Source organism: Pseudoalteromonas ostreae (assembly GCF_018069805.1).
Classification (GTDB): domain Bacteria; phylum Pseudomonadota; class Gammaproteobacteria; order Enterobacterales; family Alteromonadaceae; genus Pseudoalteromonas; species Pseudoalteromonas ostreae.
On record NZ_JAGPYN010000012.1, the window covers coordinates 107,605 to 126,894 of the forward strand.

The window sequence follows — 19,290 nt, forward strand, 5'->3', positions numbered from 1 at the left end:
CTGGAATGAACTTTTTACAGAAACTCAAATATTTACTTACATCGCGTACAGCAATCCTAATTATTGGCTTTAGCGCACTGTCCTTACTCATTTGGTTTGGTGGCCCCTTGATTGCTATTGCTGGTTATGTACCACTGGCGAGTGTTGCCTCAAGATTATTTACCATTTTAGTGGTTATTCTTATTTTTGCGATCACGAAAATATACCGTTTGACTCGACAAAGTAAACGAGATGAAAAAATGGCTAATGAGTTAATCGATAGTGATGACTCAAACAGTAATGAAGTAAATGAAGAAATTACGACCTTAAAAACAAGAATGGGTGAAGCGATTGATTTACTTAAAGATGTAAAACTCTTTAAGGGAAAAAATATCTATCAATTACCTTGGTACATTATGATCGGACCACCGGGAGCTGGAAAAACAACGGTGATCAACAATTCAGGCTTGGACTATCCATTAAAAGATAAGCTTGGAGTTGATTTGATTCATGGCGTTGGTGGTACTCGAAATTGTGATTGGTGGTTTACTAACAAAGCGGTACTCATTGATACGGCAGGACGTTACACCACTCAAAGCAGTCATGCAAAACATGACTCGCGTGCCTGGGAAGGCTTTTTAGGTTTACTGCGCAAGTACCGCCCATTACGACCAATCAACGGTGTAATGATCAGTATGGGTATTTCTGAGTTAATGAGCCAAACTAAAACAGAGCGAAACCTCCATGCGCGCGCAATCAAGCAACGTCTACAAGAGTTACAAAATCAGCTAGGAATGACTTTTCCTGTCTATGTTATTTTCTCAAAAGTTGATTTAATCGAAGGTTTTAGAGAGTTTTTTGCCGAATTAAGTGAAGAAGAGTGTGAGCAAGTTTGGGGGGTTACTTTTGAACTTGATTTAGATAAAAACACCCAAGTTGATGCTTTTAATAAAGAGTTTCATACACTTATAGCTAAGTTAACTGAGCTGCTAAATCGCCGTTTGATTAATGAGCGCAATGAAGAAATCAGAGCGAAAATTTTCGAATTCCCAAGACAGCTTCGTGTATTGCAAGGTGTTGGTGATGCATTTTTGAAAGAAATTTTTACCCCTAATGCGTATGAAGAACTACCTATGTTTAGGGGGGTATACTTAACCAGTGCGACTCAAGAAGGAACACCGGCCAGCCTTTTAAGTGATGCAAATAACACCAGCGGCAGCTACATAAATCAATCTAAGAGCTTTTTCATCAAAAATGTATTAGAAAAAGTCATCTTTCCTGAGCAAAATTTAGCAAGTACCAACAAACACCATGATAAGCAAAACAAATGGTTACGTATAGCAAGTATCTCTTTGGCTTGTGCTTGTGTGGTTGGTTTTTCAGCATCATGGTATTTTAGTTATGCATGGAATAATAACCTAATCACGGTCACTGAAGATGCAATTGAGTCATATCAAGAAATAGATGCGGCATCCTTTGATCGCAGCAATGTACTGGTACTCAATGACAGGCTTAATTCACTACGAGCACTTCCTGCGCGTAGTGATGCTTTTAATAATGAGCAAGACTCGTCATCAGTTGGGTTTAATAAATTAAATGAAATTAAACAGTCGTCGAACGATGCCTACGACAGAGCATTACAAACGTTCTTGGCGCCTTTTATGCTTAATACCTTAACGAAGGAAATGGAAACTCACCCTGAGCACTTGAGTTATTTGTACGAAACATTGAAGTGTTATTTAATGTTGTTTCAACCCGAGTATTTTGAGCATGAAGATATAATCGTATGGTTTAATGCATACTTAGAGCGTAGCTTCTCAGGTGAGAAAAATACACAAACTCGACTTGATTTAATGGACCATATAGCGGCATTACTTGAAAAAGGTGTTGCCTATGAAGAAGTTGATAACCAAGCAGTTAAAATTGCACGTGCAGAGCTTACTAAATTACCTATTGCTGAGCGGGCATATCAAAGACTTCAAGCTGACTTTCTCGATAGTAGTATTCCACCATTTAGGCTGACGGATATTATTAGCTTTGAAAGTGCCCAAAAGTTTTCATTTCGCAATAACAGTGAGCTAACTCGTAGTATTCCTGGTTTATACACATTCAATGGCTTCCACGGCATTTTTAATATCGAAAAGAGTAAGATGCTAGGAAACCTAATGGCGAGTAGCTGGGTTTATGGAGAAGAAGCGTCTGGAACGTATGATATTTCTAAAGATGAAATAGAAAAGAAATTAGAGCAGCGTTATTTTCAGGATTATATCTATTATTGGCAGTCATTCCTAGATGACCTAAATTTAAACCAATATAGTTCTCCTGCTGAAGGGGTCAATATTACAGATGTGTTAGCAGGTTCAGAAGCCCCGATCAAAAACATCATTTTAGCGGTGCAGAAAAATGTTCAATTAACTCAATTACCAGTCTCTGAAAATCAAAAAGCTGCTGGGAAAGTTGCGGCTAATGCTGCTGAAATTGCGATGCAAACTAAAGCGAATAGAATCAAACGGTTCTTGCCTGACGAAGCGCCAAAATTTGATATCAAGCTACCAGGGTATCAAGTTGAAGAGGCATTTGAGGATGTACTTAAAATAGACGCTCAGCAGTTAGATAATATGCAAAAGAATCTCAGGGAGCTGAATGTTTATTTGACCAAACTTGATCGAGGCGATCAGTTAAAGTCTTCCATCAAAGATCAAATCAGCGGTAAAAGTAAGCCTAGCTTTATCCGCCAATTAGAGTTTCAAAGCCGTGATTTACCTTATCCTTTTAATAGCTGGCTGTTAGATATTAGCCGAGATACCAGTAACATTACTAAAAATAGCGCCAATAGACACTTAAATGAGATTTGGAAAAGCAAAGTATTACGAGAATACAATGCAGCCATTGTTGGACGCTACCCGTTTTCACCTAATGCAGATAAAGAAGTGAATTTAAAAGACTTTACTCGATTTTTTGGACCTAGCGGTACGATTGATAGTTTCTTTAATAGCTATGTTGCACCTAGTGTTGACATGAACTCACGACCATGGAAGTTTGAAAAAGACATTGGTATCAGCCGAGATACTTTGGCAATGTTTGAACTTGCGAATCAAATACAGCTCGCATTTTTTGATGGTGGTAGCAGCACACCAAGGATTGAGTTCGGCTTGAAACCTTTAGAATTAGATCAAACAATCTCGAGTTTTATGCTTGAGATTGATGGTCAATCAATGACCTATAGACACGGGCCATTAAAAGTGAGTAATTTTGTTTGGCCTGGAGCCACAGGACAAAGTAAAACACGCGTTGTATTTACTCCACCGAGTGGCGGACGCTCAATAAATACCACTTACCAAGGTGAATGGTCGTTATATCGTATGCTTGATGAACTAAGCGCCAAACGAAGTAAAACACGGAAAGATCTGAAACTACACTTTGCGCTTATGGGTAATAACGCAAAAGTAGAGCTATTACCGAAGTCAATTAGGCATCCATTTTGGAATAAGAGTATAGAGAAGTTTTCATGTCCGACCCGATTATAAATATTGGCTATTTGGGTAAAGTCCCTAGTTTAGGTGACTTTGTTCAAGATAGTGTATCCAAAGAGTTCTCAGAACATTGGGAAAAATGGCTACAAGCTGCTATTGCTGTAAGCAAAGAGCAGCTTGGGGAGCTGTGGCAAGATAATTATTTAACTGGCCCGGTTTGGCATTTTGCTTTGTCAGCGAATATTGTTGGTGATAAGGGAGTCATGGGGACTTTAATGCCAAGTATGGATGCGGTGGGGCGTCATTATCCATTTACCGTAGCCAGCACACTAGAGTATGCACCTATTGATGTTTTAAACTCTGGCGTTTTTTCATTAGCTTATGAAGATGTTGTGTTGAAAGTACTTGATAACTCAGTTGATCTTTTCTCTTGGAGGAAAGAAGTTGCGAAAACCTTGAATGCAGTTCAGGGCACTCGTAAAGCACTGAGTTATTTTAATACCGCAGATAAAAACAAAACAGGCGAGGCATTTGAGTTTTCAGGTGATGAACTGACAGAGACGGTTTTACAAGATGTAATGCATGCTGCTTTGTGTAAGAAATATGGTGATTATAGTGTTTGGTGGACTCATGGCTCGTGCAATATAAAACCTATGATGCTGGTAACGGCTGGACTCCCAGCAATTAATCAAGTTGCAGCAATGTTAGATGGCAGATGGAAGCACTGGGAATGGAATTATACACAGGTAAAAAAGACTGATGAGTAACTTGAGTAGCAGTTATGCGATTACCCATCGCGGGGTTGTAAGGCAGCTAAATGAAGATGCCCATGTCGAAATAAACAGTCATAGTCTTTGGGTTGTTGCTGATGGTATGGGGGGCCATGAAGCGGGAGAAGTGGCAAGTCAGCTCGTCGTCGATACCATTAAAGGAACAGTTGAAGAATTGACCTTTGAAGAGCTAAATGTGTCGCATATTGTCGTTGCTATTGAGAATGCGAACCGCCAATTAAATGAATACAGTGCACAATATTTAGGGAGCAAAACTGCAGGTAGTACAGTGACCGTTTTGTTTATTAAAAATGAGCAGTATTATGTGCTTTGGGTGGGTGACAGTCGAGCTTATTTGCTGCGCAATGGTCAGCTGCAACAAGTTTCAAAGGATCATAGCCAAATCAACGATCTGATCGATGAAGGGGTTATTTCTGTTGAAGAAGCTAAGGACCATCCATTATCTAATGTCATAACTCGTGCTGTGGGTGTTACACAAGACGTTAACGTTGATATGGTACAAAATGAAGTGAAATCAGGCGATATTTTTCTATTGTGCTCAGATGGATTAACTGGCGAATTATCTGATAATGATATTCGCCGTTCATTAGAGCCAACGAGTATAATCGACTCTGGTATGGCACTTATGCATTCATCTCTTGTTCGTGGTGCGAAAGATAATGTAACTTGTATTTTGGTTAAATACGATAAAGAGCTTAGTAATTATAAATCTCATTCATTTAATGTTCAGGATGAGGCTACAATCCCATTATTTACAAAGTAAATATTTAGATTTATTTTTAATGGCTATATACTAAAAAAAATAAATTAGTTTATAGACTTAGACATAATAAATAGGTTTGCTGTTCTATTTATGGGGGCAAGCTAAAGAGTAACTATGCTTGTAATTTTAAATAAAAAATGTAATATGGTATCCGCTTTACTTTGTTTGGTTTTTATGGACAATTATTAGGACAATGGAATGTTTGTTTTTGAAGAATATGTTTCCCCTATTTCAGACACTGAGGTTGCAGGTATTGACCCGCGCTCAGATGTCACTCCTGCGTCTACTTATTTTGCATTAAAAGATTTACGAAACCAATTACGTGCGGCAGAAAGAAATGCCCTTGTTGATGAAGAAGGCATTGCAACTTTAGCTAGAGACTGGTTGCCGTTGCTAGAGCAATCCAGTAAAGCCTTAAAAACAGAAAGCAAAGATATTGACTATTTAGCATGGTTTATTGAAGCATTGTGTCGCGTACATGGCTTCAAAGGATTAGCATTTGGCTTTCAAGTTGCCCATACCTTACTCGATAATTATTTTGAATATTTATTTCCGGCTCTTGACGCCGATGATGAAATTTCCGACAAAGTATCTGCGCTAGTTGGTTTAAATGGTGTCGCAGGTGAAGGCACCTTAATCATACCGATTAAAAGTATAGCGCTGACAGAAAGTGTAAGTCTCGATTCATTTTCTTTTTGGGAATATCAACAAGGCTATGACATATCTAGGTTGAGTGAAGAGAAAAGAGACAAAAAGTTAACGCAGGGTGCTGTCGACTTTGAGCTCATCGAAAAAAGCGCAGCAGAAACGAGCACTGAATTTTTTGTTAACTTGAGAAATGATATAACGACTGCAATTGAGCAATTTGCAATATTAAGTGACGTACTAGATCGCGTTACAGCTCAGCCACAACCGACTTCTAATATTAAACAAGCATTGGAAGAGAGTTTAGCCGCTGTGAATCACATTGCAGCTGATAAACTCGCAGCCGCCCAAAAAGCGCAAGACTTAGCACAACAAGTACAAGAAGTGGTGTTAGAGGATGGTGAGATTACTTGCACACAAGTGAGTAAGGTACACAATCTAGAAATTAATTCTAGAGAAAATGCCATTGAGAAACTGAAAGAGATAGCCTCTTATTTTCGAAAAACAGAACCACACTCACCTATGTCTTACACCATAGAGCAGGTAATTCGATGGAGCGAATTGTCGCTACCTGAATTATTAAATGAATTAATTACAGATAGTGATGCTAGGACTGGATACTTTAAGTTGTCTGGCATTAAGATCAGCGAAACTGAAACATAAGTAAAAGGAGTTCTCAATGAGTATCCACGATAAATTAAAGCGAGTACGTAAGCCTCGAGTGCACATCACTTATGATGTGGAAACCGAAGGTCTTGCGGTAAAGAAAGAATTACCGTTTGTAGTCGGAGTTATGGGTGACTTTTCAGGTGATAATACTGATGCAATAAAACCACTAAAAGATAGACGATTTATTCAAATAGATCGCGAAAACTTTAATGATGTTTTAAAGCGTATGAGCCCATCTTTAAAATTAAAAGTAGATAATACGCTTAATGATGATGGTACTCAATTTGAAGTTAACTTGAACTTTAAATCGATTGATGACTTTGAGCCTGCAGCCGTTGTAAATCAAGTGGAGCCGCTGCGTAAATTAATGGAAACGCGTAATAAATTACGCGATCTCATGACTAAAATTGATCGCTCAGAAGAACTTGAAAATGTTCTTGAAGAAGTTTTAAGTAACACAGCAAGTTTAGATTCAATTGCTAAGGAACTAAAATTAGAGGAGACTGAAAAATGAGTACAGAACAATTAAGTACTGAGTTAGAGTCAACTTCAGAAGTAACTTCTTCGTTATTAGAACAAGCTATTGGTGCTACCAAGCAAACAGATGCGAGCCGTGCACAAGAGTTACTGAGAACTTTAACTGAAGAAGCAATGAAAGGAACAGTTCAATGGAATAAAAACATGACTGTGACATTCAATGAAGCAATTCAGCTAATTGATCAAAAAATATCAAAGCAACTGAGTTTGGTAATGCACAGCGAGGAGTTTCAGAAACTTGAAGGTTCATGGCGTGGTCTACACCACTTGGTAATGAACTCTGAAACGAGTTCAACGTTGAAAATTCGCGTGCTTAATATGAAGAAAAAAGAACTTCATAAAGACTTAAGTAAAGCAGTTGAATTTGATCAAAGCCAAACGTTTAAGAAGATTTATGAAGCTGAATTCGGCACGCCTGGCGGCGAACCATATGGCACGATTGTCGGCGATTTTGAGTTTACAAATCATCCTGAAGATGTTGAAACTTTAAGTTTAATGTCTAATGTTGCTGCTGCTGGTTTTTGCCCATTCATTTCTGCGTCGTCTCCTTCGTTATTCGGGTTTGATAACTGGGAAGAGCTTACTAAACCTCGTGACCTAGAAAAAGTATTCGAATCATTAGAGTACACCAAGTGGCGTTCATTTAGAGATAGTGATGATTCACGCTTTGTATCTCTTACTATGCCTCGCTTCTTATCTCGCTTGCCATATGGTGCAGCTTCTAAACCAGTTGAAGAGTTCAACTTTGAAGAGTTTGATGTTGAACATAAAGACGGCCGCTCTTTAAGCGCTGATAATAATGACTACTGTTGGAGTAATGCTGCGTATGCAATGGCTACAAATATGGCTAAAGCATTCTCTCAATATGGTTTTTGTACAGCAATTCGCGGTGCTGAAGGTGGTGGTAAAGTTGAAGGCTTACCTACGCATATTTTCACCAGCGATGATGGCGACCCTGATCTTAAATGTCCTACCGAAATTGGTATTACCGATCGACGTGAAGCTGAGCTTAGTAAGCTAGGTTTCTTACCGCTTTGTCATTACAAAAATACTGATTATGCGGTTTTCTTTGGTGGTCAAAGTTGTCAAAAACCACAGCTTTATTCGACCCCAGATGCTACAGCCAATGCTGCTATATCTGCACGTTTACCTTACCTTATGGCAACCTCGCGTTTTGCACATTACCTAAAAGTAATGGCGCGGGACAAAATCGGTAGTTTTATGGAAGCTGAGGATGTTGAATCTTGGTTAAATCGCTGGATTTTATCATATGTGAATGCAACCGAGGGTGGTGGTCAAGACATCAGAGCACGTTATCCGTTAGCGGATGCTAAAGTATCTGTTAAAGAAATATCAGGTCAACCAGGTGTTTATAATGCAGTTGCGTGGTTACGACCTTGGCTACAAATGGAAGAATTAACCTCTTCTTTACGTTTAGTAGCTAAAATTCCTGAGATCGGTTAATTATCCGATCTCTAGCGTTAAGGATAATGCTGTAAAATGAATTATGAAGAGTTTTCATTTATAAATCAAGATGTTACTTTTTTTCAAAAGTCGCATTCTCGTATAAGTGATAATGATGCCTTACTTGAGCGTTTTTTGAATGAAAAAAACTTAGATAAGGCCTTGTTGTTATGGCTTGAAGGCTCTTCTGATTCACCAATTACATGGAGTAAAGAATCCCTTAGTCCTTATTTACAAAAAGTTATCGTTGAACTCGATCAGCTCATATCACACCAGTTAAATTTAATTATTCATCAACCACGTTTTCAAAAATTGGAAGCTAGTTGGCGTAACCTATGGTGGTTGCTGTTACAGACAGAGCAGTACGACAAAGAAAATAAAGTAAAAATAAAAGTATTGAACTGTGATTGGGCAACGCTTTCAAAAGACGTCAATAAAGCAATCGATTTTGACCAAAGCTTATTTTTTCAGTTGTTGTATCAGAGTGAATTTGATAGTGCCGGTGGTGAACCATTTGGAGTTGTAATAGGTGATTACGAAATCAGTAATATGTTTTCACAAGGGTCTATTTACAACGATATTGATACCATTAAAGAAATATCACGTACCGCTGCAGCGGCTTTTGCGCCTTTTATTTGCTCAGCTTCTGCAAATTTATTTGGTGCAGATAATTTTTCAGATTTAGGTTATCACTCAGATTTGTTTAATCAATTTGACCAACCTGAGTATATTAAATGGCAAAGCTTTAGAGCCATGGAAGAAGCGCGATTTGTAGGGCTTACCTTGCCCCATGTTTTAGTGAGGCCTCCTTACAAGAATGATGGTAAGCGTCATCAAGATTTTTATTTTAAAGAGCAAATTAATGACCCTGAAACGGATATGCTGTGGGGAAATGCTGCCTACCAATTTGTTTCAACAATTATTCGAGCTTACTGTGAAAGTGGCTGGTTCGGACATATTCGGGGCATGGAACCTGGTAAAGTATCAAAGGGATTAGTAACAGGGTTAGCTCAAGATAATTTTGCTAATGATATTTATCAAAAAGAATCAAAGCCGCCACTTGATTTACTAGTAACAAGTAAGTTTGAAAAGCAATTTTCGGAACTTGGGTTTATTCCAACGTCGTCCGTAACTAACACAGAACATATTGTTTTTTATAGTAATGCATCAGTTCAAAAAACAAAAAATTATGAATCTAGTGCAGCGAACATAAATGCGCGTTTGTCATCTATGTTGCAATATATTTTGTGCGTGTCTCGATTTGCTCATTATTTGAAGTTATTAGCAAGGGACCGAGTTGGTTCATATAACACAGCACAAGCATGTGAGCGCGATTTACAGGCATGGATAAATAATTATACAACGGCGTCAGACTCCGCGTCTGAATATGTGAGAAGTAAGTATCCACTTAGTAATGCAAAAATAAAAGTAAGTGAGAATAAGGCAAATCCTGGTCACTATTTTTCAGTTTTGCAGTTACAGCCCCATTTTCAATTAGATCAGATGGTCTCCAGTATTAAATTAATAACAGAGCTCAGTCCCCATCATAAAATAAAGGAATAGTCATGAAAAAAATACATAGCCTCATACGCGAGGGAAAACTTGCTGAAGCTTTAGCTTTTTGCGCAACTGAGCTGCAAGATGAACCGTTAAACTTTGATATAAGAAGTATTTACTCTGAGTTACTTTGTATCAATGGTGAACTTGAAAAAGCCGACAAGCAAATTGATTTTATGGTGCAAAAGAATCCTGAGTTTGCTGTGGGAGCCGTAAATTTAAGGCATTTAATTCGTGCACAACAATCTAGAATCGATTTCTACCAAGGAAACGGTATCCCTAAGCTATTTCATGATGCAGATGAACTCGATACATTGTTCTTAAAAATGCATGTGGCTTTGCAAGAAGGTGAAATCGAGCAAGCGGCTGGGTTTGCAAAAGAAATGGAAGAATTAAGAAGTTCACAAGATGACGGCTCTGCAGCGCGTGATTTAGATGATACCTTAAGTCCATATTTAGAGTTATTAGGTACTAATGGTGAATTTTACCTTGCAAACTTTAACGAAATTGATTCATTAAAAATAGAGCCGGTAGAATCTTTACTTGAAAGTATTTGGTTAAGAGTTGAAGTAACCATTAATGGTGGCCCATCTGGAACAGCCCACATCCCACTTATCTATACTAATTCAGAGTCAGATCTTGAGAAGCTTGGTCAGGTTTCTGATTGGATAGAGCTTAAAGCTGAGTTTATGATCGGCAAAGGGATGAAAATGGTTTTTGTTAATGATGAGGCAATCACCATACCGAACTTACGAATAAACTCGCTAGAAACAGTGTAATTTAAAGTTAAATCATAATGATAGAGCATAAGCAACAGTTGCAAGCATCGATCCTTGATCGATTGATTGACGATGAGCCAAACTTTCAAGATGCGCCCTCTCGTACCGAAGGGATCACGATTAGTGAGCTTCGTAAAAATGTGCGCAGAGATATTGAAGCTTTGCTAAATGCCCGTATTCAATGGCATACCTGGCCTACTCAATATAACGAATTAGCGACGTCATGTTTATCTTATGGTTTGCCTGACTTTTCAAGTATGTCTGTGAGTTCTCATGAAGGCCGGGCACTGTTATGCGAGACAGTCAGAAATACAATTTTAAAGTTTGAACCTCGATTCTTAGAAGTCGAAGTATTTACAGATGAAGATGTGCCAATAAACAGGGTGCTTCATTTAAGGATCAATGCACTTTTGTACGCTGATCCTGAGCCTGAATTTATTAGCTTTGATTCAGAAGTAGAGCCTATAAACCTTGGCATGAAAATTATTGAGGCGTCATTATGAACGATGAGTTATTAAAATATTACAATCGTGAATTAGCATTTGTGCGTCACTTAGGTAAAGATTTCTCTGAAAAATACCCTAAAGTTGCAGGCCGCTTAAAGTTGAGTGAGGATCATATTGAAGATCCTCACGTCTCGCGATTAATAGAGTCTTTTGCTTTTCTAACTGCTAACATTAGGCAAAAGTTAGACGATAGTTTCCCTGAATTAACGGACGCTTTATTAGGGCAAATGTTGCCTGATTACCAAGCACCAATTCCGTCAATGTCAGTTGTTAAGTTAGAAGCTGAAAACTTATCTACAGCGGGTGTTGTTATTCCGAGGGCCAGTGAAGTTGAAACCAACGTCGAATCTATGAAGCAGTGCAAGTTTCAAACATGTTATGAAACTTACTTATGGCCGGTTGAAATTACCCATGCTCAATTTGATAACAGTCCATTTGTTGCACCTAAACCTCGTTGGCATGAGCGTGCTAAATCAATTTTCAAGCTTGAATTAACAGGTGAATATAAAGGTGTATCACTCGCTGAAACAGGGCTTGAAAAACTGAGAGTGTTTATCAATGGGCAATGGCATCACACGCTAAAAGTATATGAATTACTTTTTAAACACGCTATTGGCATAGCCATAGATAATGGTGAAGAAGGGATTAAGTATTTATCAAAAAACCAATTAAAAGCTGTTGGCTTTGAGTCGCATGAAGCGGTTGTTCCTTACTCACAGCGCTCATCTGGTGGTTATCGTTTACTTGTTGAAAATTTTACGTTTCCTGAAAAGTTTCGCTTCTTTGAAATTGATGGCATAGGAGCTGCGTTACCAAAGCAATCAAATCGATGTGAAATTTATATTTACCTCGATACCGAGTCAAGTGAGCTTGAAAAACAAGTCGATAACAACATGTTTTTACTAGGCTGCACACCAATAATTAATTTGTTTGAGCAAGAGCTTGAACCGATTCGGCCACAAATAAGCGAATATGAATACCAATTAACGCCTCGTTATATGGATTCAGAAATCTCTGAGGTAATAGCCATTTCTGAAGTCATTGCGTTTGACCACAAAGGTAATAAACAGGTGGTATCACCTTTTTATGGGCAAACTCATCCAAAGTATCAAGGTCATAATGATTTATTTTGGCATATTCGCAGAGAAACTGCTTCTTGGGCTGGAGGCTACGTAGAGTCTGGTACTGAGACTTTTATGTCACTTGTTGATGCTACATTTGAAAACAGTGCATTGGAATATGGTGAAGGTAATTCTGTTTTAACGGTAAGAGCGAAATGTAGTAACAGGAACTTGCCCGCTAGCATGCCATTTGGCGATGACGAATTGGGTTTACTAATGCCAGAGCGCGGCGATGTAATTAAAAAAATTCGTTGTCTCACTCCTTTTACTCATGCGGTTCGACCTATTTTAGCTGATGCAACAAGATGGCAATTAGTAAATCATTTAACGTTGGATACATTCAGTGGTGAAGATGCTTGTAATCGATTAAAAGAAATTTTAAGGCTCTATGACTTTAGGGCGACGCCGCAAAGTAAAGGCATGATTGATAATATCTATCGGTTAAAAATAGCGCCTTCAACAGCAAGAGTTGTGCAACAAGGACGCGTGAGTTTTGCCACTGGCAGTGAAATAGAAATAACATTTGCTAATGATGATTTCTCTGGAAGTGGTATGTTTTTCTTTGCTGCGATTTTAGACCATTTCTTTGCACAATTTGCTGCAATTAATAGCTACACACGCCTTAGTCTTAGATTAAAAGAGCAGGAACAGATTTATTATCAATGGCCTGCACGAGTGGGAGATAATCCACTTTTATGATCAAGCATTTAATTTCTCAAGCCTCACAAATTGATTTTTATAAAGCAGTTTTTATCGTTGAAAAGCAGCTTAAAAAGCGTGCTTTAGAGTACCGGCATGTGGGTTATGATAGTAGCCCTAAATTGGAGTTGATCAAATTTACGGCAACGCAAAAATTTGGTTATCCAGGTAATGCAATTACCAAACTTGAAGAAATTGGCTTTGAAGATGGCTTACATAAAGTGCATATGCAAGTCTCGTTTATGGGTTTAACTGGTTGTTCTGGCGCATTACCTCAGTTTTATAGTGAGTTGGTAATGCAGCGTTTACGCTATAAAGATACTACGATGCGTGATTTTTATGACATGTTTAATCACCGCTTAGTCTCTTTGTATTACCGTGCATGGAAAAAATATAAGCCGTCGCTTAATCATACCAACAGTGCTCGAAATAAAGATCCCTATACACAAATTTTAGGCTTGTTGAGTGGTGGTTATAATGAGCATCAACTTTATTTTGCTGGTTTGTATAGTCGAAAAATTAGAAACGCATTTGATTTAAAAAACATTTTATCATCGTATTTAGATTGCCAAGTCACCATTAAGCAAATGGTTGGTCAATGGCACAATTTAGATGCGCAAGAGCAAACGTGTTTAGCGAGTCAAGCGCTATATGAGGGCCGACATGCTCGCTTAGGCATAGATACAATGCTAGGCAAAAAAGTGTGGGATGCATCGTCAAACATTGAAGTAAATATTGCCACAGATGATCCAGACAAGGCCAAATTATTATTACCTAATGGAACGCTATTCAAACTAGCTAACGAAATTATTAAAGATTATGTGGGTAATGCCATTAATTTTCGTTTAGTTATTGAATCGCACTTTACAAGCTTAGGTTCCGCAACGCTAGCGCAGAGTAATTGCAAGCTTGGAGCAAATAGTTTTTTAGCTGTACAGCATGACAAATTAAAATCAAACCCTATTAAGTTATCGTTTAAGGGATAATTAAAATTAAAAGGAACAGAGTATGTCTTCGATGACACTAAATAAATTAGTTGAAAAACTGAGTCCCGATTGCAGAAAAAGCCTTGAAGCGGCTGTTGCAATTTGTAATAGCCGCAGCCATTTCACAGTTGAACTTGAGCATTGGTTATTAGCGATGGTAGAGCAACAGCTTGATGATGTTAGGCTTATTTTTGGTTCATTTGATATTGATATTGATCAAGTGAAACAGGATTTAAATCAGTCGCTTGAATCTTTCAAAACAGGAAGTCAGTCTTCGCCTAGTTTATCAGTGCATGTAACTAGTTTATTAAGACAATCATGGTTAAGCACCAGTATTGAGTTTACCGATCAGCAAATTCGCAGTGCATACGTTATTTATACACTAACGAAAGACGACACTTTATCTAGTTTAGTTACTCGCTGTAGTAAGTTATTTAATAAAATTGACCCTGGGCAGCTACTACACGCCTGGCCTGAAATTGTGGCGCAATCACAAGAGCGAAATCAGGCAGCACAAAATGCGACAGCTGCGCAAGCAAGTACTAATTCTAAAACGCCAAATCTTGAGCAATTTACCGTTGATCTCACAGCACAAGCACGTGCAGGTAAAATAGACCCGATTTTGGGCCGTGATTTTGAAATTAGACAAATGATCGACATTTTAACCCGCCGCCGTCAAAACAACCCGATTTTAACCGGTGAAGCTGGGGTTGGTAAAACAGCTGTTGTGGAAGGTTTAGCACTTAGAATTGCGCAAAAAGATGTACCAGCTGTGCTACAAAATGTAAGAATTCATAGCTTAGACTTAGCACTATTACAAGCCGGTGCTGGTATGAAAGGTGAGTTTGAGAATCGCTTAAAATCATTAATCAACGAAGTTAAGAACTCAGCTGATCCCGTTATCTTATTTATCGATGAAGCACATACAATGATCGGTAGTGGTGGACAAGCAGGCCAAAACGACGCTGCTAACTTATTAAAACCAGCACTAGCACGTGGTGAATTACGTACAATTGCTGCAACCACCTGGGCGGAATATAAAAAGTTTTTTGAAAAAGATGCCGCACTGACCCGCCGTTTTCAGGTTGTTAAAGTAGAAGAGCCAACCCCAGAAAAAGCAGTTGCGATGTTACGAGGTTTAGTGCCTGTGATGGAGCGTCATCATAAAGTATTTATTTCCGAGCAGGCGCTGGAAAGTGCTGTTCATCTTTCGCATCGATATATCACCGCACGACAACTACCAGATAAAGCCGTTGCACTTTTGGATACGGCTTGCGCGCGCGTTGCGATGAGCCAAGCATCTACACCTAACACGATAGAACAGTTAGTAAATCGTCTTAGTGTGATTGAAACGCAAATTAAAATGTTAAATCGTGAGCAAAAAACGGGCTTAGATCATTCACAGCAGTTAGATGATTTAAAAGCCGAGCTTATTAGTATTGACCAGCAATTACAGCCGCTCAATGAACAATTTAAACTCGAGAAAGAAATTGTTTCAGAGTTAAATCAGGCGCTTGAACTAGTTAACACACAAGAGCAAGAAGCCTCTCAAGAAATACTTGAGTCACTTAAACTCAGTAAAGAAAAGCTCGCCACGTTTGAGCAAAATATGGTGCACTGGCAGGTAAGTGAAGAGCTCATTGCACAGGTTATTTCTGACTGGACGGGTATCCCAGTTGGTAAAATGCATGAAGATGAAATTCACGGTATTTTAAACTTAGCGTCACACATGAAACAGCGTGTGGTTGGTCAAGATCATGCTCTTGATTTAATTGCTAAAGTTGTACAAACCTCTCGGGCACAGCTTGCCGATGAAAGTCGTCCTAATGGTATATTTATGCTCGCCGGTCCAAGTGGGGTAGGTAAAACTGAGACCGCTTTATCACTGGCACAGGAAGTATATGGCAGTGAAGAAAATGTCACTGTTATCAATATGTCTGAATTTAAAGAAGAGCATAAAGTTTCATTATTATTAGGCTCGCCTCCTGGATATGTTGGCTATGGTGAGGGGGGGATTTTAACGGAAGCCGTGAGAAGAAAACCATACAGTGTGGTGCTGTTAGACGAAATGGAAAAAGCGCATCCGGGTGTGCAAGATATCTTCTATCAAGTATTTGATAAAGGCACCATCAAAGATGGCGAAGGCCGTGATATTGATTTTAAGAACACCATTATCATTATGACCTCAAATGTGGGCACAGATACCACCATGAGCCTATTTGAAGACGAAGAAAGTAAGCCAAGCATAAAAGGATTATCAAAGGCTCTACAAGATGATTTACTTACTGCTTTCAAACCTGCATTTTTAGGCCGTATTAATGTAATTCCTTATATTCCATTAAGTGATGAGATCCTAACTGAAATTGCAGCGATTCAATTGGCTAAAATAATCAAGCGAGTAGATAAGAATTATAATGCTGAGTTGTCTTATAATGACGATGTTATTGATTATATTGTTGCAAACTGCCAAAATGCAGGATCAGGCGCTAGAAATATTCATACAATATTACAAAATAAAGTGTTACCAATGCTTTCAGAAGTCCTACTTTTCAGTATGATAGAAAATAACGAAATACATAATATATTACTGAAAGTTAAAGATAATGAATTTGAGCTTAATATTAATTAAAAATAATTTAATAAATAATTGCTAATAGGGTTGTTTATTAAATTTTATGGCATTATAATTTTGGTGCCTTAAATCACTATATGGAATTTTGAGACATTGTCTTCATCTAAGGAAAGGATTTTTAGGGCCTTTTCATTACAGTATTAGAGATAATGATTTCAAAGGAATTTTGGGAAACCAAAGAAACGAATCCAGGCTAAATGGATAACATTGTTTAATAAAAAGGAGCATTATCAAATGCAAGCAAATACATATTTAAAGTACGGTTCAATCAAAGGCGAAACTACAGCAGAGTCTTTTAAAGATTTAATCACAGTATTATCTTTAGATTGGAACGTAAGTCGTGAAATTAGTGCTGCGACTGGTACAGCAATGGACCGTGAGTCTAGCTCTACCCGTCTTGGTGACGTTACAATTACTAAACTTCAAGATAAAGCATCTCCGGATCTTTTCAAAGAAGCAACAATTGGTAAAGGTCTTCCTGCTATTTTCCATATCACTAAGCAAGGTGATAAAGTTGAAGAAATCATGAAAATCGAACTTACAGATGCAATGATTTCTAGCTATTCAGTATCAGTACAAAACGATCGTCCGATCGAAACAATCACTATCAGCTACACTGAAATGATGATGACTGTTACTCCTACTGATGACAAAAATAACATTACTGCTCCACTTGTATATGGTTACAGCGGTGTTAAAGGTCAACAAATGTAATATTTGTTGTCTAATAATGGCTCTGAGCTTTGCTCAGAGCTTTTTTTGATCTTTAGGATGGGAAAAGCAAGGAATGCAAAAAGCTACACAAGATAAAAACGTAATTCAAATAAGCACCCCTGCTGGTAAAGATACCCTTTATTTAACTCGTTTTGTTGCCCAAGAGGCAATGTCTGACTTATTTGTAATGTCAGCTAACATGTACACAGTTGGCAAGCAAATAGCGCATGAAGACTTAGTCGGTAAACCCGTATCTATTAAAGTAAGAAATGCAGATGGTGGTGGTGAGCGTTATTATCACGGTATTGTTAGTCATCTTGTGTCGAACGGCAGCCGTACAGCTGATGTTGACGAACAAAAAAATTATATCGATTATCAGGCTACGATTGTTCCATTTGCAGCTTCAATGCGAAATCGTAAGAACAGCCGTATCTATCAAAAGAAAACAGTTCAAGATATTTTTGCTGATTTATTTGGTCAGCATAATGTCGCCTTTTCAGATAAAACCAGCAAAACTTACCCAAAATACGAATACTGTGTTCAGTATCAAGAATCTGATTTTGATTTTATTCAGCGCTTACTGCAGCAAGAAGGCATTTTTTATTTTTTCGAGCATAGTAATAGTGCACACACACTTGTTTTAGCTGATGATATTACTGCTTATGAAGTCTGTGATGAAAGTAAAGTTGTGTATTCAACAGGCCACTTAAGCGCATCGCATATTTCACGTTGGCAAGGAGGCTTAAGCCTTGCGCCTGGTAGTTTTAAGCGTGTTGGTTATGATTTTAAACAACCATCGAGATACCCCGATGGTGAGCAAGCTAATCCAGAGTTACCAACCCAATCAGTCTCTGAAGTGTTCGAATATACAGGTGAAGCAGAGTGTCACCCTCGGGCTGCAAATTTAGCTTCAGTGCAATTAGAGTCGCTACAACGCGATATGAAACTCTCAAGTGGCCGCAGCGATTGTCGCTCTTTTACTGTTGGTAAATTATTTAGTTTTAAAAAGCACGAAGATCCGAGATTAGAAGGTAAAACATTCGTTATTACCTCGATGATGACATCAATCACAGTGCCAAATCAGTCCGGTGCACTGCAGGCAAGTGCAGAAGAAGTGTATTCAAACCATTTTGAATGTGTACCAAAAGAAATTCCATACAGAGCACAAGTTAATAAGAAAAAGCCTGTAATAAATGGGGTGCAGACTGCAATTGTTACTGGCGATAGCGCTGATGAAATCATGATTGACCAGTATGGTCGTGTGAAAGTGCAATTTGATTGGGACCGTGAAGGTAAAAAAGATTCCAAAAGTTCATGTTGGATCCGTGTTGCCCAAAACTGGGCTGGCAAGAAGTGGGGCGCATTTTTCTTCCCCCGTGTAGGGCAAGAAGTGTTGGTTGATTTTATAAATGGCGACCCTGATCAGCCAATAATAAGTGGCGCTATTTATAATGCGGATTTAATGCCTCCTTATGCGCTACCTGCTGAGAAAACACAAAGTGGTATTAAAACACGTTCAACCAAAGAAGGCGGTGCCGATAACTTTAACGAACTGCGTTTTGAAGACAAAAAGGGCAGTGAGCTTGTTTATATACAGGCGGAAAAAGATAAACAGCTGTACGTTAAAAACGACCAAAATGACAAAACGGATAACGATCATAATGTTGAAATTGGTAATGACAATAAGGTGCTTATTGGTAATGACCGAACAGTAGACGTTGGCAATAACGATACCTTAAATGTAAAAACTAATCGTGTTAGTGATATTGGTGATAACGATACACTCAAAGTTGGCAAAACATTAAATATTGAAGCGGGCGATGAAATTGTTATAAAAACCGGTTCTGCGCAAATAAAGATGAGCAGCAGCGGTAATATTACAATCGAAGGCACCAATATAGATATTAAAGGCAGTAATATCAAAGTTGATGGCAGTGCTATTACATTGTCTGCTGGCATGATTAAGTTAAATTAG

General features: G+C 38.3%; 14 protein-coding genes. All 14 read left to right on the forward strand.

Annotation, left to right across the window (positions count from 1 at the left end; genetic code table 11):
- The first annotated feature begins 5 nt into the window (after positions 1 to 5).
- Positions 6 to 3,506 (forward strand): type VI secretion system membrane subunit TssM, encoded by a 3,501-nt coding sequence (gene tssM / locus J7338_RS11460; RefSeq protein WP_210797183.1) that lies wholly within the window; start codon positions 6 to 8, stop codon positions 3,504 to 3,506.
- Positions 3,488 to 4,219 carry a type VI secretion system-associated protein TagF gene (gene tagF / locus J7338_RS11465; protein ID WP_210797184.1) on the forward strand — a complete coding sequence of 244 codons (732 nt, stop codon included), beginning with the start codon at positions 3,488 to 3,490 and terminating at the stop codon, positions 4,217 to 4,219. The genes tssM and tagF overlap by 19 nt, the downstream gene beginning before the upstream one ends.
- Positions 4,212 to 5,006 carry a PP2C family protein-serine/threonine phosphatase gene (locus tag J7338_RS11470; RefSeq protein ID WP_415837800.1) on the forward strand — a complete coding sequence of 265 codons (795 nt, stop codon included), beginning with the start codon at positions 4,212 to 4,214 and terminating at the stop codon, positions 5,004 to 5,006. Before tagF ends, J7338_RS11470 begins: the two co-directional genes overlap by 8 nt.
- Before the next feature lie 198 nt (positions 5,007 to 5,204).
- Positions 5,205 to 6,314 carry a type VI secretion system protein TssA gene (gene tssA, locus J7338_RS11475; RefSeq protein WP_210797185.1) on the forward strand — a complete coding sequence of 370 codons (1,110 nt, stop codon included), beginning with the start codon at positions 5,205 to 5,207 and terminating at the stop codon, positions 6,312 to 6,314.
- A gap of 16 nt (positions 6,315 to 6,330) precedes the next feature.
- Positions 6,331 to 6,834 (forward strand): type VI secretion system contractile sheath small subunit, encoded by a 504-nt coding sequence (gene tssB, locus J7338_RS11480; RefSeq protein WP_210797186.1) that lies wholly within the window; start codon positions 6,331 to 6,333, stop codon positions 6,832 to 6,834.
- On the forward strand, positions 6,831 to 8,321 hold the full coding sequence (tssC, locus tag J7338_RS11485) for a type VI secretion system contractile sheath large subunit (protein ID WP_210797187.1): 1,491 nt from the start codon (positions 6,831 to 6,833) through the stop codon (positions 8,319 to 8,321). Before tssB ends, tssC (J7338_RS11485) begins: the two co-directional genes overlap by 4 nt.
- 36 nt (positions 8,322 to 8,357) lie before the next feature.
- The gene (gene tssC, locus J7338_RS11490) at positions 8,358 to 9,884 is read left to right on the forward strand and encodes a type VI secretion system contractile sheath large subunit (protein WP_210797188.1); all 1,527 of its coding nucleotides are present in this window, start codon (positions 8,358 to 8,360) and stop codon (positions 9,882 to 9,884) included.
- Between the two features lie 2 nt (positions 9,885 to 9,886).
- Positions 9,887 to 10,657, forward strand: coding sequence for a type VI secretion system accessory protein TagJ (locus tag J7338_RS11495; RefSeq protein WP_210797189.1), 771 nt, complete (start codon positions 9,887 to 9,889; stop codon positions 10,655 to 10,657).
- 17 nt (positions 10,658 to 10,674) lie between these two features.
- On the forward strand, positions 10,675 to 11,160 hold the full coding sequence (gene tssE / locus J7338_RS11500; RefSeq protein ID WP_210797190.1) for a type VI secretion system baseplate subunit TssE: 486 nt from the start codon (positions 10,675 to 10,677) through the stop codon (positions 11,158 to 11,160).
- A complete protein-coding gene (gene tssF, locus J7338_RS11505; RefSeq protein ID WP_210797191.1) occupies positions 11,157 to 12,983 on the forward strand; it encodes a type VI secretion system baseplate subunit TssF in 1,827 nt (608 codons plus the stop codon). Before tssE ends, tssF begins: the two co-directional genes overlap by 4 nt.
- Complete coding sequence (gene tssG / locus J7338_RS11510) at positions 12,980 to 13,969, forward strand: type VI secretion system baseplate subunit TssG (RefSeq protein WP_210797192.1); 990 nt, start codon at positions 12,980 to 12,982, stop codon at positions 13,967 to 13,969. The genes tssF and tssG overlap by 4 nt, the downstream gene beginning before the upstream one ends.
- A 22-nt stretch (positions 13,970 to 13,991) precedes the next feature.
- Entirely contained in the window at positions 13,992 to 16,598 is a 2,607-nt protein-coding gene (gene tssH / locus J7338_RS11515; RefSeq protein WP_210797193.1) for a type VI secretion system ATPase TssH, read from the forward strand.
- Positions 16,599 to 16,835: 237 nt separating this feature from the next.
- On the forward strand, positions 16,836 to 17,315 hold the full coding sequence (locus J7338_RS11520) for an Hcp family type VI secretion system effector (RefSeq protein ID WP_024032870.1): 480 nt from the start codon (positions 16,836 to 16,838) through the stop codon (positions 17,313 to 17,315).
- Between the two features lie 73 nt (positions 17,316 to 17,388).
- Positions 17,389 to 19,290, forward strand: coding sequence for a type VI secretion system Vgr family protein (locus J7338_RS11525; protein ID WP_169021070.1), 1,902 nt, complete (start codon positions 17,389 to 17,391; stop codon positions 19,288 to 19,290).